The sequence below is a fragment of the Pseudomonas sp. SW-3 genome (genome assembly GCF_016615645.1).
Classification (GTDB): domain Bacteria; phylum Pseudomonadota; class Gammaproteobacteria; order Pseudomonadales; family Pseudomonadaceae; genus Aquipseudomonas; species Aquipseudomonas mandelii.
In genome coordinates this window covers 1,675,111-1,695,800 of sequence record NZ_CP067098.1, presented here as the reverse complement: position 1 = coordinate 1,695,800, position 20,690 = coordinate 1,675,111, and the positions used below count along the sequence as shown (strand labels likewise).

The 20,690-nt window shown below is 60.7% G+C and carries 15 protein-coding genes and 1 pseudogene; 7 read left to right on the top strand and 9 right to left on the bottom strand.

Translation table 11 applies throughout. From position 1 onward, the window contains the following. Positions 1-37 precede the first annotated feature (37 nt). Positions 38-352, bottom strand: a complete 315-nt coding sequence (locus tag JIO00_RS07620; protein ID WP_077749151.1) for a 3-phosphoglycerate kinase — start codon at positions 350-352, stop codon at positions 38-40. 49 nt (positions 353-401) lie between these two features. Here JIO00_RS07620 and JIO00_RS07615 point away from each other — a divergent pair, with 49 nt between their 5' ends. The 5 genes and pseudogenes from JIO00_RS07615 (at position 402) to aqpZ (ending at position 5,684) form a co-directional block, all read left to right on the top strand. Further along, positions 402-1,325, top strand: a complete 924-nt coding sequence (locus tag JIO00_RS07615) for a LysR family transcriptional regulator (protein ID WP_010462050.1) — start codon at positions 402-404, stop codon at positions 1,323-1,325. Between the two features lie 14 nt (positions 1,326-1,339). Beyond that, positions 1,340-2,145 (top strand): annotated as a pseudogene (locus JIO00_RS07610) (alpha/beta fold hydrolase). 3 nt (positions 2,146-2,148) lie between these two features. Further along, positions 2,149-2,709: a peptidylprolyl isomerase A gene (locus tag JIO00_RS07605; RefSeq protein WP_010462054.1), complete on the top strand. Its 561-nt coding sequence runs from the start codon at positions 2,149-2,151 to the stop codon at positions 2,707-2,709. A gap of 85 nt (positions 2,710-2,794) precedes the next feature. After that, positions 2,795-4,627 carry an ABC transporter ATP-binding protein gene (locus JIO00_RS07600; protein ID WP_010462056.1) on the top strand — a complete coding sequence of 611 codons (1,833 nt, stop codon included), beginning with the start codon at positions 2,795-2,797 and terminating at the stop codon, positions 4,625-4,627. Positions 4,628-4,988: 361 nt separating this feature from the next. Continuing rightward, entirely contained in the window at positions 4,989-5,684 is a 696-nt protein-coding gene (gene aqpZ / locus JIO00_RS07595; protein ID WP_010462058.1) for an aquaporin Z, read from the top strand. 15 nt (positions 5,685-5,699) lie between these two features. Here the strand turns inward: aqpZ and JIO00_RS07590 are convergent, their stop codons facing one another. Next, positions 5,700-6,824 carry a GNAT family N-acetyltransferase gene (locus tag JIO00_RS07590; RefSeq protein ID WP_200667902.1) on the bottom strand — a complete coding sequence of 375 codons (1,125 nt, stop codon included), beginning with the start codon at positions 6,822-6,824 and terminating at the stop codon, positions 5,700-5,702. Between the two features lie 284 nt (positions 6,825-7,108). On the opposite strand from JIO00_RS07590, the gene JIO00_RS07585 reads away from it, so the two are divergent. Beyond that, positions 7,109-8,425: a putative porin gene (locus tag JIO00_RS07585; RefSeq protein WP_200667900.1), complete on the top strand. Its 1,317-nt coding sequence runs from the start codon at positions 7,109-7,111 to the stop codon at positions 8,423-8,425. Between the two features lie 133 nt (positions 8,426-8,558). Here JIO00_RS07585 and JIO00_RS07580 read toward each other — a convergent pair whose 3' ends face one another. The 5 genes from JIO00_RS07580 to aceK form a co-directional block, all read right to left on the bottom strand. Continuing rightward, positions 8,559-8,795, bottom strand: coding sequence for an anti-sigma factor family protein (locus tag JIO00_RS07580; RefSeq protein WP_010462064.1), 237 nt, complete (start codon positions 8,793-8,795; stop codon positions 8,559-8,561). Further along, positions 8,789-9,400 (bottom strand): RNA polymerase sigma factor, encoded by a 612-nt coding sequence (locus JIO00_RS07575; RefSeq protein ID WP_010462067.1) that lies wholly within the window; start codon positions 9,398-9,400, stop codon positions 8,789-8,791. Before JIO00_RS07575 ends, JIO00_RS07580 begins: the two co-directional genes overlap by 7 nt. A 153-nt stretch (positions 9,401-9,553) precedes the next feature. Continuing rightward, positions 9,554-10,675 carry a beta-ketoacyl-ACP synthase III gene (locus tag JIO00_RS07570; RefSeq protein ID WP_077749153.1) on the bottom strand — a complete coding sequence of 374 codons (1,122 nt, stop codon included), beginning with the start codon at positions 10,673-10,675 and terminating at the stop codon, positions 9,554-9,556. A 339-nt stretch (positions 10,676-11,014) separates the two neighbouring features. Further along, positions 11,015-14,926: an ATP-dependent RNA helicase HrpA gene (hrpA, locus tag JIO00_RS07565; protein ID WP_102594232.1), complete on the bottom strand. Its 3,912-nt coding sequence runs from the start codon at positions 14,924-14,926 to the stop codon at positions 11,015-11,017. Positions 14,927-15,157: 231 nt separating this feature from the next. After that, positions 15,158-16,876: a bifunctional isocitrate dehydrogenase kinase/phosphatase gene (aceK, locus tag JIO00_RS07560; RefSeq protein WP_083374784.1), complete on the bottom strand. Its 1,719-nt coding sequence runs from the start codon at positions 16,874-16,876 to the stop codon at positions 15,158-15,160. 158 nt (positions 16,877-17,034) lie between these two features. On the opposite strand from aceK, the gene JIO00_RS07555 reads away from it, so the two are divergent. Further along, positions 17,035-17,943 (top strand): DMT family transporter, encoded by a 909-nt coding sequence (locus JIO00_RS07555; RefSeq protein WP_010462074.1) that lies wholly within the window; start codon positions 17,035-17,037, stop codon positions 17,941-17,943. 105 nt (positions 17,944-18,048) lie between these two features. On the opposite strand, the gene JIO00_RS07550 is transcribed toward JIO00_RS07555, so the two are convergent. Together JIO00_RS07550 and araD1 are read right to left on the bottom strand one after the other, a co-directional pair. Next, complete coding sequence (locus tag JIO00_RS07550) at positions 18,049-19,629, bottom strand: aldehyde dehydrogenase (NADP(+)) (RefSeq protein WP_200667898.1); 1,581 nt, start codon at positions 19,627-19,629, stop codon at positions 18,049-18,051. A 42-nt stretch (positions 19,630-19,671) separates the two neighbouring features. After that, a complete protein-coding gene (gene araD1, locus JIO00_RS07545; protein ID WP_169856121.1) occupies positions 19,672-20,667 on the bottom strand; it encodes an AraD1 family protein in 996 nt (331 codons plus the stop codon). Positions 20,668-20,690 lie beyond the last annotated feature (23 nt).

Sequence of the window (20,690 nt, the reverse complement as noted above, 5' to 3'; positions counted from 1 at the left end):
TCTTCGCGGGCAAGCCTCGCTTCTACAGGGTTTTATGTCATTTGGGGGTGCAGCTCAGGTTGATGCGCATCTTGATAATGGTGCGGGTGAACTTGGCGGTGGCATTTTTGTGTTTGCCAGCGGCCACTTCGATAGAGCGGGTGCGCGGCGCTTCCGGGCCATTGTTGAAAACCACCTTGCAGATCGCATCGGTATCGCCGTAGTTGTTGACCTGAATGGATGCGATGTCGTTATCCGTGTCGTAGGCGTTGTAGTCGATCTTCATGCCGTTGAGGTTTTTCTCCACATCGATCGGGTAAGCAAACGCAGTCAGCGGCAGCAGCGCCAGCACCAAACAACAGAATTTTTTCATTCAGCAGTCTCCAATAAGGACTGCCAGCTTAGGACAAGAGGAGCTATTCATGAAAGCGCCCCGCGTGACCCTTGATCAATGGCGAACATTACAAGCCGTGGTCGACCACGGCGGTTTCGCCCAGGCCGCCGAAGCGCTGCACCGCTCGCAATCGTCGGTGAGCTACACCGTGGCGCGTATGCAGGACCAGCTCGGCGTGCCGCTGTTGCGCATCGACGGCCGCAAAGCGGTGCTGACCGAAGCCGGCGGCGTGTTGTTGCGCCGCTCGCGGCAACTGGTGAAACAGGCCAGCCAGCTGGAAGACCTGGCCCACCACATGGAGCAAGGCTGGGAAGCGGAAGTGCGACTGGTGGTCGATGCGGCTTACCCGAGCGCCCGCCTCGTCCGCGCGTTGACCGCGTTCATGCCGCAGAGCCGTGGTTGCCGGGTGCGTCTGCGCGAAGAAGTGTTGTCGGGCGTTGAAGAAGTACTGCTCGAAGGCGTGGCCGACCTGGCCATCAGTGGTTTCAGCATTCCGGGCTACCTGGGCGCGGAGTTGAGCGACGTCGAGTTTGTCGCGGTCGCCCACCCCGAACATGCCTTGCATCGCCTCAACCGCGAACTGAATTTCCAGGACCTTGAAAGCCAGCTGCAAGTGGTCATCCGCGACTCCGGTCGCCAGCAGCCACGAGACGTCGGCTGGCTCGGCGCCGAACAGCGCTGGACCGTCGGCAGCCTGGCCACCGCGGCGACGTTTGTCAGCAGTGGCCTGGGTTTCGCCTGGCTGCCCCGGCACATGATCGAACGCGAACTCAAGGAAGGCACGCTCAAGCTGCTACCGTTGGACCAGGGCGGCAGCCGCAACCCGAGTTTTTATCTGTATTCGAACAAGGACAAACCCTTGGGCCCGGCGACGCAAATCCTGATCGAACTGCTGCGCACCTTCGACACCGCGCCGCTGGATGCGCCGTTCGCCGCCCCTGAACAAGCCTGACACGGAGTATCCGCATGGCCTATTTCGAACATGAAGGTTGCAACCTGCACTATGAGGAATACGGTCACGGCACGCCGTTGCTGCTGGTCCACGGGCTGGGTTCCAGTACCCTGGACTGGGAAAAGCAGATCCCGGCGCTGTCAGCCCATTACCGTGTAATCGTTCCGGATGTGCGCGGTCACGGTCGCTCCGACAAACCCCGGGAGCGTTACAGCATTGCCGGGTTCAGCGCCGACCTGGTCGCCCTGATGGAACACCTGAACCTCGGCCCCGCGCATTACGTGGGCTTGTCCATGGGCGGCATGATCGGTTTTCAACTGGCCGTGGATCAGTCGCACATGCTTAAAAGCCTGTGCATCGTCAACAGTGCGCCGGAGGTCAAGCTGCGCACCCGCGACGATTACTGGCAGTGGTTCAAACGCTGGAGCCTGATGCGTGCCCTCAGTCTGGGCGCCATCGGCAAGGCCTTGGGTGCCAAGCTGTTCCCCAAACCCGAACAAGCTGATTTGCGCCAGAAAATGGCCGAGCGCTGGGCAAAAAACGACAAACATGCTTATCTCGCCAGCTTCGATGCCATTGTTGGCTGGGGTGTTCAGGAACGACTTTCCAAAGTCGCCTGTCCAACCCTGATCGTCACCGCCGACCGCGATTACACGCCGGTCTCGCTGAAGGAAACCTACGTAAAACTGCTGCCCGATGCGCGGCTGGTGGTGATCGCCGATTCCCGCCACGCCACCCCGCTGGATCAACCCGAACGCTTCAACCAAACCCTGCTCGAGTTTCTCACCGCAGTCGACACCCCCTCACTCAGGATCACTGACCCATGCTGAAAAAAATTGCCCTCGTCGCCGGCTCCGTTCTGTTTGCCGCCAACCTGATGGCCGCAACGCCCGCCGCCAAGGCGCCGCACGTATTGCTGGAAACCACCAACGGCCAGATCGAAATCGAACTGGACCCGGTCAAGGCACCGATCAGTACCAAAAACTTCCTTGATTACGTCAACAGCGGCTTTTACAACAACACGATTTTCCACCGCGTGATTCCTGGCTTCATGGTCCAGGGCGGTGGTTTCACTCAACAGATGCAGCAAAAAGAAACCAAGGCGCCGATCAAGAACGAATCCAAAAACGGCCTCCATAACGTGCGTGGCACGCTGTCCATGGCCCGCACCTCGAACCCGGATTCGGCCACCAGCCAGTTCTTTATCAACGTCAAGGACAACGATTTCCTCGACCAAGGCGATGGCTATGCCGTGTTCGGTAAAGTCGTCAAAGGCATGGATGTGGTGGACATCATCGTCAATTCCCCGACCACCACCAAAGGCGGCATGAAAGATGTGCCGGCCGACTCTGTTTTCATCAAGTCGGCCAAAGTGATCAACTAATCTGCACAGGAGTGCTTGAGCGGCTGCCGGCATCCGGCGCCGCTCATATCGTTTAAAGGAGAGCCCGCGCGCGGGCGTAGAACTGATGCTTTATCGCCGTTTCGAGAAACTGATCGACATATTCCGCGACGCTCCGACGGCGGCTCCGCCAGATCGGGTTCTCCCCTTCTATACCTATTACTTGAAGCAGGTCTGGCCGAGTTTCGCCGCCCTGCTGATTGTCGGCCTGTTCGCCTCCTTGATCGAAGTCGCGCTGTTCAACTACCTGAGCCGCATCATCGACCTGGCCCAAGGCACGCCGAACCCCGATTTCTTCCAGGACCACGCACTTGAACTGACCTGGATGGTGGTAGTGACCCTGGTTCTGCGACCGATTTTCTTCGGCCTGCACGACCTGCTGGTGCACCAGACGCTGAACCCTGGCATGACCAGCCTGATTCTCTGGCAGAACCACCGCTATGTCCTCAAACAGAGTCTGAACTTCTTCCAGAACGACTTCGCCGGGCGCATAGCCCAGCGCATCATGCAGACCGGCAACGCCCTGCGCGATTCCGCCGTGCAAGCGGTGGATGCCCTGTGGCATGTGCTGATCTACGCCATCAGCGCGCTGGTGCTGTTTGCCGAAGCCGACTGGCGCCTGATGATCCCGCTGACGACCTGGATCGCCGGGTTCATCGGCGCGCTTTATTACTTCGTGCCGCGGGTCAAGGACCGCTCGGTGCAATCCTCCGATGCGCGCTCCAAACTCATGGGACGGATCGTCGACGGCTACACCAACATCACCACCTTGAAGTTGTTCGCCCATACCAACCATGAACAGCAATACGCCAAGGAAGCCATCAAGGAGCAAACCGAAAAAGCCCAACTGGCCGGGCGCGTGGTCACCAGCATGGACGTGGCCATCACCAGCATGAACGGCCTGCTGATCGTCACCACCACCGGCCTGGCCCTGTGGCTGTGGACGCAGTCGCTGATCTCGGTGGGCGCGATTGCCCTGGCGACAGGCCTGGTGATTCGCATCGTCAACATGTCCGGCTGGATCATGTGGGTGGTCACCGGCATCTTCGAAAACATCGGCATGGTCCAGGACGGTTTGCGGACCATCGCCCAACCGGTCAGCATCACTGACCGCGATCAGGCCAAACCGCTGGCCGTGCCCCGAGGCGAAGTGCGTTTCGAGCACGTGGATTTTCACTACGGCAAGAAGAGCGGAATCATTGGCGACCTCAACCTGACGATCAAGCCCGGTGAGAAAATCGGCTTGATCGGGCCATCCGGCGCCGGCAAATCGACCCTGGTCAACCTGCTGCTACGCCTCTATGACGTGCAGGGCGGGCGAATCCTCATCGATGGGCAGAACATCGCCGAAGTCGGCCAGGAAAGCCTGCGCGAGCGCATCGGCATGATCACCCAGGACACCTCGTTGCTGCACCGTTCGATTCGCGACAACCTGCTTTACGGCAGACCCGATGCCACCGACGCCGAGCTGTGGGAAGCGGTGCACAAGGCGCGCGCCGATGAGTTCATTCCGTTGCTGTCGGACGCCGAAGGCCGTACCGGTTTCGATGCGCACGTGGGTGAGCGCGGGGTGAAACTCTCCGGCGGCCAGCGTCAGCGGATTGCGATTGCTCGTGTGCTGCTCAAGGACGCACCCATCCTGATCATGGACGAGGCGACCTCGGCGCTGGACTCGGAAGTCGAAGCGGCGATCCAGGAAAGCCTGGAAACCCTGATGCAAGGCAAAACCGTGATCGCCATCGCCCACCGACTCTCGACCATCGCCCGGATGGACCGGCTGGTGGTGCTGGAAAAAGGCAAGATCGCCGAAACCGGCACCCACGCCGAACTGCTGGCGCATGGCGGGTTGTATGCGCGGCTGTGGCAGCACCAGACGGGTGGGTTTGTCGGTATCGATTGATATCGTGAGATCACCACCGAACCTGTGGGAGTGAGCTTTTGTGGCGAGGGAGCTTGCTCCCGCTCGGCTGCGCAGCAGTCGTAATTTCAGGCGGCCTGGTTTTTCTGACACAGTGGAGTTTTTGCCATGGGGACAGCTTCACTGTCCAGCGGGAGCAAGCTCCCTCGCCACAAGCGCCCTCTAAATCCACAAAAAACCGCCACAGCCTGCTAACCACAGGCCCTGGCGGTTTTTTGTGGCCGCTGGAAATCCGCAGAAACCCTGCTGTACTCAGCCAAGGTTCTGGAGATGAGCCTGTCGTAAGTCTGCAGGATGCATCACGCGATACAGTCTCGATAGGTCGCCTATCAAGGACGCTCTCATGTCGCTGTTCAAACGTTCTGTCACTGAGTTGTTAGGTACGTTCTGGCTGGTATTGGGGGGTTGCGGCAGTGCGGTGCTTGCTGCGTCTTCGCCCCTCGGAATCGGGGTACTGGGTGTGGCCATCGCGTTTGGTCTCACCGTGTTGACCATGGCCTTCGCCATCGGCCATATCTCCGGTTGCCACCTCAACCCTGCCGTCTCCGTCGGCCTGTGCGTCGGCGGTCGGTTCCCGGCGCGGGAGTTGCCCGCGTACATCATCGCCCAGGTGATTGGCGCCATTATCGCCGCCGCGCTGATCTACTACATCGCCAGCGGCAAGGAAGGCTTCGACCTCTCCGCCGGCCTGGCGTCCAACGGCTACGGCGAACACTCCCCGGGCAAGTACTCGATGGCCGCGGGCTTTGTCTGTGAACTGGTGATGACTGCGATGTTCGTGCTGATCATCCTCGGTGCCACCGACAAACGCGCGCCCGCCGGGCTTGCACCGATTGCCATCGGCCTGGCCTTGACGCTGATTCACTTGATCTCGATTCCCGTCACCAACACTTCGGTCAATCCGGCCCGCAGCACCGGTCCGGCGCTGATGGTCGGTGGCTGGGCCATCGCGCAATTGTGGATGTTCTGGGTGGCACCGCTGTTGGGCGCGGTGATCGGCGGCGTGACCTATCGCTGGCTAGGCAAGGAAGGCACTTGAGGCCACGGGCGAGGATCATGCTTGCCGATAAGGCAACGCGGTCCTCGCTTCCTCGGCATAGGCCAACACCCCAAGACGCTCCTGGTGAAGGAAGTCTTTGACCGCGGCTTTCAGTCCCGGATGACGCAGATAGTGCCAGGAATGGGTGATCACCGGTTCGAACCCGCGAATCAGCTTGTGTTCGCCCTGGGCGCCGGCGTCAAAACGCTGGAAGCCATTGGCAATTGCGTAGTCCATGCCCTGGTAGAAGCAGGTCTCGAAATGCAGGCGGTCGAACTCCGCCAGGCAGCCCCAGTAACGCCCGTAAAAACTGTCGCCGCCCACCAGACTGAAGGCCATGGCCACGGGTCGTGAACCTTGCTTGGCCAGCACCACGCGAATGGCTTCGGGCATGCGCTCGGCCAACAGACTGAAAAATTCCCGCGTCAAATAGGGCCGTTGCCTACGCACTGCGTAGGTATTGGCGTAGCAGGCATAGACAAAATCCCACTGCGCCTGATCCAGTTGCTTGCCTTCCAGCCATTCGAACTCAATACCCTGCCCCGCCACTTGCTCGCGCTCTTTGCGCATCTGTTTGCGTTTGCGCGAACTGAGGACGTCGAGGAAGTCTTGAAAGTCCCGATATCCGCGATTCTGCCAGTGGTACTGACAGCCGATCCGCTGCAACCAGCCGGGTTGTTCGGCCAATGCCGCATCGGTGAAAGGGTCTGTGAAGTTGATGTGGGCGCTGGAGAGTTCTTCGATTTCAAGGTAGCCCGGCAGGCTCTTCAGTAGTTCAAAACCGTCCTCGACATTACGCGCCAGCAACCGTGGCCCACTGACCGGGCTGAACGGCACGGCGGTCAACAGCTTCGGGTAATAGTCGATGCCGGCACGCTCGCAGGCATCGGCCCAGGCGTGATCGAACACGTACTCGCCGTAGGAATGCCACTTGCGGTAACTGGGTAACGCGGCGATCAGACGCCCTTCTTCGAGGTGCAACAGATGCTCGGGCTGCCAGCCGGAATGGGGGCCGAGGCTGCCGCTTTCTTCCAGTGCACTGAGGAAGGCATGGCGTAGAAACGGCTGATTCTCCGGCACCAGGGCATCCCACGTGCGCGGACCAATATCGGACAGGCTTTCCAGACGTTGCAGCGGCATTGACACCCTCTCGACTTCTTCGCGTAACAGCCCGGCGAGTATCGCCTATCGCCCGCCATTACACATCCGTCAAAACCGCCTGACAGGGTTCTGGATCAAAAGTTCATACGGTCTTTGTATCGTCATCGAGACGCCATCACTTTGCCACCGCTCTGTAATAAACCATCGCGATACTGGCGCCAGTTTTTAGAGCGTCGGGTTCTACCCGGCCACTGTTTCCGTCCCTCAACGGTCGGTTGTGTCCCGGATGGCTCAGTCATCCCCTTACATCTTCGGAGATTGATATGCGTCTTGCTTCCACGAAAACTGCGGCGGCCCTGTGTGGCGGTCTGCTGCTGGCCATGAGTGTTCCGGCCAGTGCCGCAGTCGACGCCAAACTGCTCGACATGCTTAAGGCAAACGGCTCGATTACCAATGCGCAATACAGCGAACTGCAAGCCGAGCTGGCCAGGGATCAAAAAGATCAGCAAATCGCCCGTCAGGCTCAGCAAGAGACCAACGAGCAGATCGCGGCCACCGCGAAGAAAACCAATGAGCTGAGCACCTTCGACCAGAAACTGGCCTGGGCTGCCAAGACCCAATTCAAGGGCGACGTGCGTTTCCGTCAGGAAACGGTCAAGAACGATGGTGTCTCGAACAACCGGGACCAGGACCGTCAGCGCGTTCGTGCCCGTCTGGGTGCCTACACCGAGATCAACCCGCAAGTCGACACCGGTATCCGTATCGCCACCGGCAACAACGACGACGCGCGCTCCACCAACCAGAGCCTGGACAACTACTTCGACAAGAAGTCGATCTGGCTGGACCTGGGTTACCTCGACTACCACCCGGACGCGATCAAGAACCTGCACATCGTTGGCGGCAAGATGCCACAGCAATGGGTGAGCATGGGCGACATCATCTGGGATAGCGACATCAGCCCTGAAGGTCTGTCCGTGTCGTATAAATACCCGCTGGGCGCCAGCACCGAGGTGTTCGGTAGCGCCGGCCACTACACCCTCAAGGACAACGTCGACGGCGACGGCGTACAGTTCAAGCACGACTTGCGTCTGTACGCCGGCCAGTTGGGCGCGCGCTTCGCCCTCACCGACAACCTGAAACTGACTCTGGGTGGCAGCGTCTACGGCTACGACAACGACGACGACATCACCGCCGGCGGCACCAGCATCCCGTCCGTACTGGCCACCAACGGCAACACCCCGAACGAGCAATTCAAACTGTACGAAGGCTTTGGTCAGCTCGACATCACCGGCCTGCCACTGCCGCTCTCGCTGTACGGTCAGTACGTCAACAACAAAGACGCCAGCAACGATCAGGATTCTGCCTGGCTGGCCGGTGTAAAGACCAAGTTCTATGGCTTCGCCGTGGACTACAACTACCGCGACGTGCAGCGTAACGCCGTGGTCGGCGCCTTCACCGACTCCGACTTCGCCAACGGTTTCACCGGTTCGCGTGGCAGCAAGTTGAAAGTGAGTTACGAGCTGGACAAGAACTTCGCCCTGGGCGCGACGTACTTCATGGCTAACTCTGACTACACCAACGCCAACCTCAAGGATTCGGACATCAACACTCTGCAACTGGACGCCGAAGCCAAGTTCTAAGCAGTACCGCTCCACGCCTCAGGTCATGGACGCTTGAGGCGCTTTACAGTCTGGCGTGGATGGATCGATCCCCATCATCCGTTCGATGCATCCACGCCGGCCTGCTTCTGTCCCCTGCGATAACGCCACGACTTTACGGAATGTCCTTGCGACGCTCCGCAGCGAGACGTTCGGCGAGTGCATCGACCTCCGGCACAGCCTCCTCCGGCAAGACGCGCAGCGTCTGCTGCATCAAACGCATCTGACGAATGAACCGCCGGCAATTGGGGCAGAACATTAAATGATGCCGCACCAGCAACTTCTCCCTAAAGCTCAACTGGCCATCGAGATAATCACTGGCGCGTGCCACTTGCTCCTTACAGGTCAGCATTCGCCGGTTTCCTCAAAATGCTCCACGGTCGCAAAGACCTTCAACCGTGCCCGATGCAGCAGCACGCGAACATTGGAGAGCGATATGTCCAGAAGATTACAGATGTCTTCCAGTTCCAGTCCCTGACGCTCGCGCAACAGCAAGACGCTGCGTTGCAGTTCCGACAGGCTGAGCAATGTGTGTTCGAGGCATTCGCGCAACTCGCGTTCGGTGAGCAACGCCTCCGGGGTGTCCTGGTGCCAGGCAAACGGCGCCACAAGCCAATGGCCATCAGCGGACGAAAAACGATCATCATCAATCGTGCCATGGGGCGATGGAAGGTCATCAAGCAGCACCTCGCGACGGTTCTGCTTGTAACGGCCCTTCGCCGCATTGGCGGTGATGGTCAGCAACCAGGTCTTGAGGCTCGAACGCGCCTCGAACTTGCTCAGATTACGCACGACCGACAGCCACGCATCCTGCACCACTTCGTCAGCATGCCGGTTGCCGACGATCGCATAAGCGACTGCACGCATCGGGCTCTGGTAAGTGCTGACCAACTCTTTGAAGGCTTGTTGTTCACCTGCCAGCAATCGTTGCAGCAGTTGCGCGTCGTCAGCCGCCATTCACAAACCCCTTGTCCTGACCTCGAAAAATGAGTCAGCAGGGCGTCGCCGTCGGCAACGTCCTGCTGTCATTTCCGAAAACTACAGCGTCCCGACTGCTTCGGCTGTAGGAAAAACCACCGCAAATCAACGGAAATAGCGACAGCCTTCCCCTCAACGCTTGCGTAACAGCACGCTACCAATCGAGTAACCCGCGCCGAACGAACTGAGCACGGCCAGGGAACCGGCGGGCAGATCATCCTGATGCTTGTGAAAGGAAATCACCGACCCGGCGGAGCTGGTGTTGGCGTAGGTGTCGAGAATCACCGGGGCTTCTTCTTCGGTGGCTTCGCGGCCCAGCAGTTTCTTCACGATCAGGTGGTTCATGCTGAGGTTGGCCTGGTGCAACCAGAAACGTTTCACGTCACTGACGTTGAGCTTGTTCTCTTCCAGGTGCGTAGCGATCAGCTCGGCCACCATCGGGCAGACGTCGCGGAACACCTTGCGGCCTTCCTGCACGAACAGTTTGTCCTTGGCTCCGATGCCCTCTTCCGCCGCGCGGTTGAGGAAGCCGAAGTTGTTGCGAATATTGTTGGAGAACTTGGTCAGCAGTTTGGTGCTGACGATGTCGAACTGGTACGGGGAGGTCGCCAGGTCGGCACGCTCAATGATCACCGCCGTCGCCGCGTCGCCAAAAATGAAGTGGCTGTCACGGTCGCGGAAGTTCAAGTGACCGGTGCAAACTTCCGGGTTGACCATCAGGATTGCCCGGGCCTGGCCCAGTTGCACGCTGTTGGCGGCCGCCTGGATACCGAAGGTCGCCGAGGAGCAAGCCACGTTCATGTCGAAACCAAAGCCCTGGATACCCAGCGCTTCCTGGACTTCGATGGCGATGGCCGGGTAGGCGCGCTGCAGGTTGGAGCACGCCACAATGACGCCGTCGATGTCGGCGGCGGTCTTGCCGGCACGCTGCAAGGCCTGTTCGGCCGCGCCGATGGCCATCTGGCAAAGCACTGACCATTCGTCGTTGGAACGCTCAGGCAGGCGCGGCGCCATGCGTTGCGGGTCGAGGATGCCATCCTTGTCCATCACAAAGCGGCTTTTGATACCGGAAGCTTTTTCGATAAACGCAGCGCTGGATTCGGTCAACGCTTCGACTTCGCCACGGGCGATGGCGTCGGCGTTATCGGCGTTGAATTGCGCGACGTAAGCGTTGAAAGACTGCACCAGCTCTTCATTGGAGATGCTGTTGGCCGGGGTGTACAGGCCGGTGCCGCTGATGACGACGTTATGCATGGTCGTTTCTCTAATCTGTTCAGGCAGAAAGCGTTGGCACCGACGTACCAACACACAAAGGGTCTGTTCCCGTCACGGAAAGCACACCTGGCATCGCTTTATTCCGTACCGCCCGAACCTTGAGAGGCTCAAAACTGCGGGACCGGCGTTTATAGGCGCGAAGTTTGCCATAAACATTGGGTTTTGGCGCCATTTTGCTCGATGACTCCCACCTGCCAGGCAATACAAAAACCTGTGGGAGATTCTATGTTTGGGGCCATCACCTCCAACATCTATGTCGACTGTGATGCCGCCATCGCGAGCAGGCTCGCTCCCACAGGTATTGCACAAGTCTCGGGGTCAGGGTTCGACCTGGGTCCATTGCTTGTTCAGGCGCTTGTCGGAGATCGGCACTTTGGTCCCCAGTTGCTGGGCGAACAGCGAAACCCGGTATTCCTCCAGCCACCAGCGATAGAGCTCCAGTTGCGGATCGCGCTTGCCTTCCTGGGCGTGTTTGTTGGCGCGGGTCTGGTATTGGGTCCAGAGACCGGACAGCTCGCCACTCCAGACCCGATCCCTCTGCACCTGTGCGCCAATCTTCTCGAAGCGTTGCTCGACAGCCTTCAGGTAACGCGGCAATTCCTTGAGCCACTGCATCGGCGTCTCCCGGACAAACCCCGGATACACCAGATGACTGAGCTGCTGCTTGATGTCGTTCAGGGCCACGGCTTGCGCCAGATCAATCTTGCCCTTGAAGCGTTTTTGCAGGCCGTGCCAGTGCTTGAGAATCTCCAGCGTCAACTTGGCCAGGCGCTCGGCGTGCTCGGTCCAGCCACCGCGCTTGCGCTCGGCCAACGAGGCCAGCCCGGCGCCATCCCGTGGCAACGGGTCTTCGCCCTCAAGAATGCAACTGTCGAGGCTGGCCAGCAGAATGTCTTCCACCAGCGCATCAATGCGCCCCAGTTCACGGTACATCAGCCCCAGCTCGGTCAGCCCCGGCAGCTTGCCGCGCAGGAACTTCGCCGGCTCGGCCAACTGCTGCATCAGCAATCGCTGCAAGGCGCGGCGATGCTGGAACTCGGCCTCGGCGGGGGTCGAAAAACGCCCTTCCTTGACTGTCCCGCTCTCTTCCACCAGCGCCGGATACACCGTCATCGACAACCCGGCGATCTTCTGCTGGGTTTTCTCGGCGACGGCGGCAAAGACTTTCGGCTCCACCGGCTGTTGGTTTTTCGCGGTTTGCGGCACGGCCAACGCGGCTTGGCTGGCTTCGGCAAAGCGTGCGGTCAACTCGGCCAGATCTCGCCCTTCGCCGAGGAACTTGCCCTGGCCGTCGACGATTTCCAGGTTCATGCGCAGATGACTGTCGACTTGCTGTGAAGCTTCCGCCCACGCCTCATCGCTGACCCGCGCGCCCGTCATGCGCAGCAGCTCGCGGCCCAACGCCTGCGGCAACGAGCCCTCGGCGAAGGTCATGCGCTGCAACGCGGCTTTGACGAAGTCCGGCACCGGCACGAAATTCTTGCGCAGGGCCTTGGGCAGGTTGCGCACCAGCGCGATGCACTTGGCCTCGATCACGCCCGGCACCAGCCATTCCAGACGTTCCGGCGGCAGCATCGGCAACAGCGGCGCCGGCACACGCAGGGTCACGCCATCGCGGGGGTGGTTCGGTTCGAAGTGGTAACTCAGGGCCAGTTCCAGATCGCCGATGTGCAAGGTGTCCGGGTAATGCAGGGCGGTGACTTCGCTGGCCTCACGGGCCAGCACGTCTTCTTCGCGCATGATCAGCAGCTGCGGGTCTTTCTGGCTGTTGACCCGGTACCAGCTGTCGAACGTTGCGGTCTGGTGGATCTCCGCCGGCAATCGCGCATCGTAGAAAGCGAACAGGGTTTCTTCGTCAGCGAGAATGTCGCGACGCCGAGCCTTGGCTTCCAGCTCGTCGAGTTGTTCCAGCAGTTGCGCATTGGCCGTCAGGCACTTGGCCTTGGATTGAATCTCGCCGCGTACCAGGCCTTCGCGAATGAAGAACTCACGAGAAACCACGGGATCGATCGGCCCGTAATGCACCGGCCTACGACCCACCACGATCAGCCCGAACAGCGTGATCTGCTCGAAGGCCACGACCTGGCCGCGCTTTTTCTCCCAGTGCGGTTCGAAGTGGTTTTTCTTGATCAGGTGCCCGGCCAGCGGCTCAATCCAGTCCGAGTCGATCTTGGCCACCATCCGCGCATAGAGCTTGGTGGTTTCCACCAGTTCGGCGGTCATCAGCCATTGCGGGCGCTTCTTGCCCAACCCGGAGGACGGGTGAATCCAGAAACGCCGCTGACGGGCGCCGAGGTAATCGCCTTCATCGGTTTTCTGGCCGATCTGGCTGAGCAGGCCCGAGAGCACGGCTTTGTGCAGCTTCGGGTAGTCCGCCGGCTCTTTGTTCAGGCTCAACTGCATGTCGCGGCAGATCAGGCTCAACTGACGGTGCGAGTCGCGCCATTCGCGCAGACGCAGGTAATTCAGGAAGTTCTTGCGGCACCAATTGCGCAGCGGGCTGGCGGTCAGGGCCTGCCGCTGCTCTTCAAAACCACGCCACAGATTGACCAGCCCGGCGAAATCCGAGTCCACGTCCTTCCACTGTGCGTGGGCCTGATCCGCCGCTTGCTGGCGCTCCGGCGGACGCTCGCGCGGGTCTTGAATCGACATGGCGCTGGCGACGATCAACACTTCCTGCAAGCTGCCGAGTTTCGCCGCTTCCAGCAGCATGCGGCCCATGCGCGGGTCCACCGGCAGGCGCGCCAACTGGCGGCCGAGCGGGGTCAGCTGGCTGTTGCGATCCACGGCCGAGAGTTCTTGCAGCAGGTTGAACCCGTCGCTGATCGCCTTGCCATCCGGCGGTTCGATAAACGGGAAGTCGGTGATCTCGCCGAGGCGCAAGTGCAGCATCTGCAAAATCACGGCGGCGAGGTTGGTGCGCAGAATTTCCGGGTCGGTAAATTCAGGGCGACCGATGAAGTCGTCTTCGCCATAGAGTCGAATGCAAATACCCGGCTCGACCCGACCGCATCGACCTTTACGCTGGTTGGCGCTGGCCTGGGAAATGGCTTCGATGGGCAGGCGCTGGACCTTGGCGCGGTAGCTGTAACGGCTGATGCGCGCGGTGCCGCTGTCGATCACGTAACGGATGCCCGGCACGGTCAGCGAAGTTTCAGCGACGTTGGTCGCCAGCACCACGCGACGGCCAGGGTGCGACTGGAAAATCCGCTGCTGTTCGGCCGGCGACAAGCGCGCGTACAGCGGCAGAATCTCGGTGTGCTTGAGCTGGGCCTTGCGCAGCATGTCGGCGGCGTCGCGAATCTCGCGCTCGCCGGGCAGGAACACCAACACGTCGCCGGGGCTCTTGCGCTCGCTACGTTCGAACGCGGCAATTTCGTCGAGGGTGGCGAGGATCGCCTGATCCACGGTCAAGTCGTCCTCGACGCGGTTGCCCTCCTCGTCCTGCTCAAGCGTCAGCGGGCGATACCAGGTTTCAACCGGGAAAGTCCGGCCCGAAACTTCAACGATGGGTGCGTCATCGAAATGCCTGGAGAAGCGTTCCAGGTCGATGGTCGCCGAGGTGATGATGACTTTCAGGTCCGGGCGACGCGGCAGCAGGGTTTTCAGGTAACCGAGCAGGAAGTCGATGTTGAGGCTGCGTTCGTGGGCTTCGTCGACGATGATCGTGTCGTAGCGTTCGAGGTAACGGTCGTTCTGGGTTTCCGCCAGCAGGATGCCATCGGTCATCAATTTGATCAGGGTGTTGGAGTCGCTCTGATCCTCGAACCGCACCTGATAGCCGACCAGCGCGCCCAATGGCGTCGCCAGTTCTTCGGCAACCCGGCTGGCCACGCTGCGCGCAGCGATTCGACGCGGTTGAGTGTGGCCGATCAAGCCATGCTGGCCGCGGCCGATTTCCAGGCAGATCTTCGGCAACTGGGTGGTTTTACCCGAGCCGGTTTCGCCGGCGATGATCAGCACCTGATGCTTGAGCAGCGCTTCCTTGATTTCGTCGCGCTTGGCGGCGATCGGCAAACTGTCGTCGTAACGAATCACCGGCAGGCTGGCACGCCGCGCCAGGACCTGGTCACAGGACGCCTGCATGCGCGTGACCCACTGGGCCAGCTTGGCCTCGTCAGGTTTCTTGCGCAGCTCAAGCAACTGCCGCCGCAGCCGGTGGCGGTCGGCGAGCATGGCGTGATCGAGGTTTTTCAGCAGTTTGTCGATGGAAGGCGATTCGTCAGTCATCAGGTACGCAAAAGTCGTCTAGTGGCGCAGGGGCCGGATTGTCGCAGATTTGGGGGCTCGGCGACGAATTCAACCTGCCTTTGTGGTGAGGGAGCTTGCTCCCGCTCGGCTGCGCGGCAGTCGTAATCCGGTCATCGCGGTGTATCTGAAACACGACGGTGGATGGTTTTGGGGTCGCTTCGCGACCCAGCGGGAGCAAGCTCCCTCGCCACAGGGGGTTCACTCAGGGGTTTATTCGTTATCCAGGCCTTTGCGGCGATAAGGGAACACGTCGATGATTTTGCCGGCACGAATGGCTTCCTGCAGGCTTTTCCAGTAATCGGCGTTGTATAGCTCGCCATGCAACTGGTCAAACAGCTTCCTTTGCCCGGAATCGGCAAACAGGAACGGCGGAAACTCCTCGGGAAACACATCCAGCGGCCCGATCGAATACCACGGCTCGGAGGCCATTTCGTCTTCCGGCGTACGCGGTTCCGGGATGTGGCGGAAGTTGGCTTCGGTCAGGAAGCAAATCTCGTCATAGTCATAAAACACCACCCGCCCGTGCCGGGTGACGCCGAAGTTCTTCAACAGCATGTCGCCGGGAAAGATGTTCGCCGCCGCCAGTTGCTTGATCGCCAGCCCGTAATCTTCCAGGGCCTCGTGGACCTGCGCCTCGTTGGCGTTTTCCAGGTACAGGTTCAGCGGCGTCATCCGCCGCTCGGTCCAGCAGTGACGGATCAGCACGGTGTCGCCTTCCACCGACACCGTGGACGCCGCCACCTCAAGCAGCTCTTCCAGGCACGCCGGGTCGAACTTGCTCAACGGGAAGCGAAAATCGGCGAACTCCTGGGTATCGGCCATGCGTCCGACGCGATCGACGCTTTTCACCAAACGGTATTTTTCGATCACCGTGGCACGGTCGACGTTTTTCGACGGCGAGAAACGGTCCTTGATGATTTTGAACACGGTGTTGAAACCCGGCAGGGTAAACACGCTCATCACCATGCCGCGCACGCCGGGAGCCATGATGAATTGGTCGTCGGTGTTGGCCAGGTGATTGATCAGCGCCCGATAGAACTCGGACTTGCCGTGTTTGTAGAAGCCGATGGAGGTGTACAACTCGGCGACGTGCTTGCCCGGCAGGATGCGCTTGAGGAAGCCGATGAACTCCGCCGGTACCGGCACATCCACCATGAAATACGAACGGGTGAACGAAAAAATGATCGACACATCGGCTTCGTCGGTAATCAGCGCATCGATCTGAATCCCGCGGCCTTCACGGTGCAGCAGCGGAATCACCAGCGGCCATTGTTCGTCCCGGGTATAGATGCGCCCCACCAGGTACGCGCCTTTGTTGCGGTAGAGCACCGAGGAGAACAGCTCGACGCTCAGTTCAGGGTCCTTGCACACCCAATCCGGCAGGTTCTCACGCAGTTGGGCTTCGAGGCGGTGCAGGTCGCCGGCCAGGTCGGCGTAATCCTCGCTGAAGCTGTAATCGGCAAAAATGCTCGCGAGCATGCCGGACAACTGGCCCTGGGGCTTATAGGTTCGGGTTTGCGCGGCGCGGGCCCGGCGCAGGCTGGGCCGGGTGGTGTGGATAAACATGCAGCCGTCGCTGATCAGGTCATGGCTGAACAGCCCGCAAAAAATCGAGTTGTACCAAGTCTCGGACAGTTCATCATCGAAACGCAGGTCGATCAGCGTGATGTAAGCGCTTTTGACCAGAGGCCAGCAACTGACGTCCAGTGTGTCGCTGTCAAACGCGACGCGCAGCCGTTCCACGGTTTCGCTGACTTTTTCTTCGTACAGATTGATCCGCGCGGCCGACGCGACCTGCGCCTCCTGCCACTGGGCCTGCTCGAAGCGGGCCCGAGCGCCGTCGGTGATCTGGCGGAAATGCTCGCGGTAATCGTCAAAGCCATCGAGGATCATTCGGGCGATGTCGGCGGCTGGCCATTGCTGCGGCATGGGTGAGACCTCTGCGGGAATTCGTGAGCCCTGAGCTTAGCCAGTGAACCGGGTGCAGGAGAAGCGTAATTTTCGGCTCGAGTTAAATGCTCGTTTTTCGGTTGCCATGGATAAGGCGCTCGGCAACACTCTCGTCCCCATCAAGGAAGGAGTGCACCGTGAGTCCTGTCGATATTTTCCGATTGCTGTCGCTGGCCGCGATCTGGGGCGCGAGCTTTCTGTTCATGCGCATCATCGCCCCGGTGATTGGCACCATCCCCACGGCCTTTTTCCGCGTGTCGATTGCCGCCGTCGGCTTGCTAGTGATTCTCGGCCTGATGCGCATCAGCTGGGACTTCAAAGGCAAACTCAAGACGGTGATGCTGCTCGGGGTGATCAACTCCGGGATTCCGGCGACCCTCTATTCCGTGGCCGCCCAAGTGCTGCCGGCCGGTTACTCAGCGATCTTCAACGCCACCACGCCGCTGATGGGCGTGTTGATCGGCGGCCTGTTCTTCCATGAAAAACTCACCGCGGCCAAGCTTGGCGGGGTGTTCCTCGGGCTGTTTGGCGTAGGCGTGCTGACCCGTGCCGGTCCGGTGGCGTTCGACATGGAATTGTTGATGGGCGCCGCCGCCTGCCTGCTCGCCACCACCTGCTATGGCTTTGCCGGGTTCCTGGCCCGCCGCTGGCTTGACCACGCCGGCGGTCTCGACAGCCGTCTTTCAGCGCTGGGCAGCATGCTCGGGGCGACGCTGTTCCTGTTGCCGTTGTTCGGCTACAGCGTGATCAGCCAGCCACCGGCAAGCTGGGGCGGCTGGAACGTCTGGTTGTCGTTGCTTGGATTGGGACTGATGTGTACCGCACTGGCGTACATCATTTACTTCCGCCTGCTCAGCTCGATCGGGCCGGTGAGGTCGATGACCACGACCTTCCTGATCCCGCCGTTCGGGGTGTTGTGGGGAGCGCTGTTGCTGGATGAGCCGTTGTCGATGGCGCATATCTATGGTGGGGTGTTGATTGCGGCGGCGTTGTGGCTGGTGTTGAAGCCGGCGGTGGTGAAAGTGGCTGAGGTGACTGCCAAGTAGTTTGGCGGTGTGGCTGATGACGCCTTCGCGAGCAGGCTAGCTCCCACAGGATTTTGTGTTCACCGCAAATCCAATGTGGGAGCCTGCTCGTGAAGGCGGTAGAGACTACAACGCTGCCTGACTCACCTCCCCATCCACCAACCGTCGAATCCCCAGCGGATTGGCGTTCTGCAACGCCTCGGGCAACAACGCATCCGGGTAATTCTGGAAGCACACCGGCCGCAGGAACCGGTCAATCGCCAAGGTGCCAACCGATGTGCCGCGTGAATCAGACGTCGCCGGATACGGCCCGCCGTGCACCATCGCCTCACACACCTCGACCCCGGTCGGGTAGCCATTGAGCAGAATCCGCCCGACCTTTTCCTGCAGCAACTCCGCCAGCCAACGGTACTCCAGCAACTCGTCCGTCTCGCCAATCAGCGTCGCCGTCAATTGCCCGCGCAGACCGTGCAACGCTGCCGCCAGCTGCGCCCGGTCCTCAAGCTCGATGATGATGGTGGTCGGTCCGAACACCTCTTCCTGAAGCAGCTCGTCGCCCTTGAGCAACAGACTGACGTCAGCCTTGAACACCTGCGGTTGTGCCTGATTGCCCTGTTGCGGCTTGCCCGCCAAGTGCGTCAGCCCCGGATGTTCGTGCAACTCGCCAAGGCCTCGGCTGTAACTGACCAGCGCGCCGGCATTGAGCATGGTCTGGGCCGGTTGCTGGTTCATGCTGGCGCAAAACGTTTCCAGGAACTGGCTGAACTGCGGCGAACGCAAACCGATGACCAGGCCCGGGTTGGTGCAGAACTGCCCGCAGCCCAGGGTCACCGACCCGGCCAGTTGCGCAGCGACTTGCTCACCGCGAACCTTGAGCGCTTCGGGCAGCAGGAACACCGGGTTGATGCTCGACATCTCGGCAAACACCGGAATCGGCTGTGGCCGGGTCGCGGCCATGTGGCTCAAGGCATTGCCGCCCTTGAGCGAACCGGTGAAGCCCACCGCTTGAATCGCCGGATGCTTGACCAGCCATTCGCCGACACCCCCGCCGTAGATCATGTTGAAGACGCCGGGCGGCATTTCGGTGCGCTCGGCGGCGCGGATGATTGCGTCCGCGACCCACTCGGCCGTCGCCATGTGCCCGCTGTGCGCCTTGAACACCACCGGGCAACCGGCGGCCAGCGCCGAAGCGGTATCGCCACCGGCGGTTGAAAATGCCAACGGAAAGTTGCTGGCACCGAACACGGCGACAGGCCCCAGGCCGATGCGGTACTGACGCAGGTCCGGACGTGGCAACGGCTGGCGATCCGGCAGTGCCCGATCAATGCGCGCGCCGTAGAAATCGCCGCGACGCAGGACCTTGGCAAACAAGCGCATCTGGCCGCTGGTGCGCCCGCGCTCACCCTGGATACGCCCGGCCGGCAACGCGGTTTCGCGGCACACAGTGGCGACGAAGTCATCGCCCAGAGCATCGATTTCATCGGCGATAGCGTCGAGGAACAGCGCACGTTTTTCCGCGCTGAGGTTGCGGTAAACCGGGTAGGCAGCGGCCGCAGCGCTGGCTGCCGCGTCCACTTCCGCTTCAGTGGCCTGGAAAAAACGGCCGGGCAGCGCTTCGCCCGTCGTGGCATCGAGGCTTTGCAGCTGTTGCGTACCGTTGGCGCTGCGGCGACCGCCGATGTAGTTGTGTCCGAGTAGCGTGGTCATGAGTGATCCCTTGACCGGCCGACAACGCCGGTGATTGAAGACTTAAAGCGTGCGCACCTGGCCGATGGCCAACGGCTGGGCACTTTCGCCGATGCCGTTTTCCAGGGGCGCGCCGAACTCATCGAGGCTGATCTGGAAGCGATCGCCCGGCTGGGTTTTTATCCCGTCGGCAAACGACAACGTTGCGGTGCCGAAGTAATGCACGTGGACATCGCCGGGACGCGAAAACTGCGCGTATTTGAAGTGGTGGAATTCGAGGTTGGCGAGGCTGTGGCACATGTTGTCTTCGCCGCTGAGAAACTCCTTTTCCCAGATCGTTTCGCCGTTGCGCTTGATCCGACTGGTGCCTGCAAGGTGCTTGGGCAACTCGCCGACGCGCAGCTCCGGACCGTAGGCGCAGAAACGCAGTTTCGAATGGGCGAGATACAGGTAATTGCGCCGCTCCATCACGTGGTCGGAGAACTCGTTGCCCAAGGCATAACCGACGCGGTACGGCTGGCCGTCGTCGCCGATCACGTAGAGGCCGGTCAGCTCGGGTTCCTCGCCGGCGTCTTCGGCAAACGGCGGCACCGGGAAATCCGCGCCGGGGCGCACGACGATGCTGCCATCACCTTTGTAGAACCATTCCGGTTGCGCGCCGACCTGCCCGGCCGCCGGTTTACCACCCTCCAGGCCCCATTTGAAAATGCGCATGGTGTCGGTCATGCCGGCTTCGACCGCGCCCTCCTGCTGGTGCATTTTGTCCCGCGCCGAGGCGCTGCCCAAATGGGTCAGTCCGGTGCCGCTGATCAGGCAATGGGCCGGGTCTTCGTGGTCCAGCGGTGGCAGGACTTTGCCCTGCTGCAACAGCTGGGCGTAATCCGGTCCCGGTTCGGTGCCGCGCAGTGCGACTTCTTCTTGCAGGCTGCGTTGGGCACGAATCGCCGCGAGGGCCAGTTCACGGGTGCTACGGGTGCCTTGCAGCACCTTTACCTGCGAGCCCTCGACGAGACCCACCTGGCGTTCACCGGCAGTGTTTTCAAATTGAATCAGGCGCATGACGGCCTCCAGAAAGTCGTGGA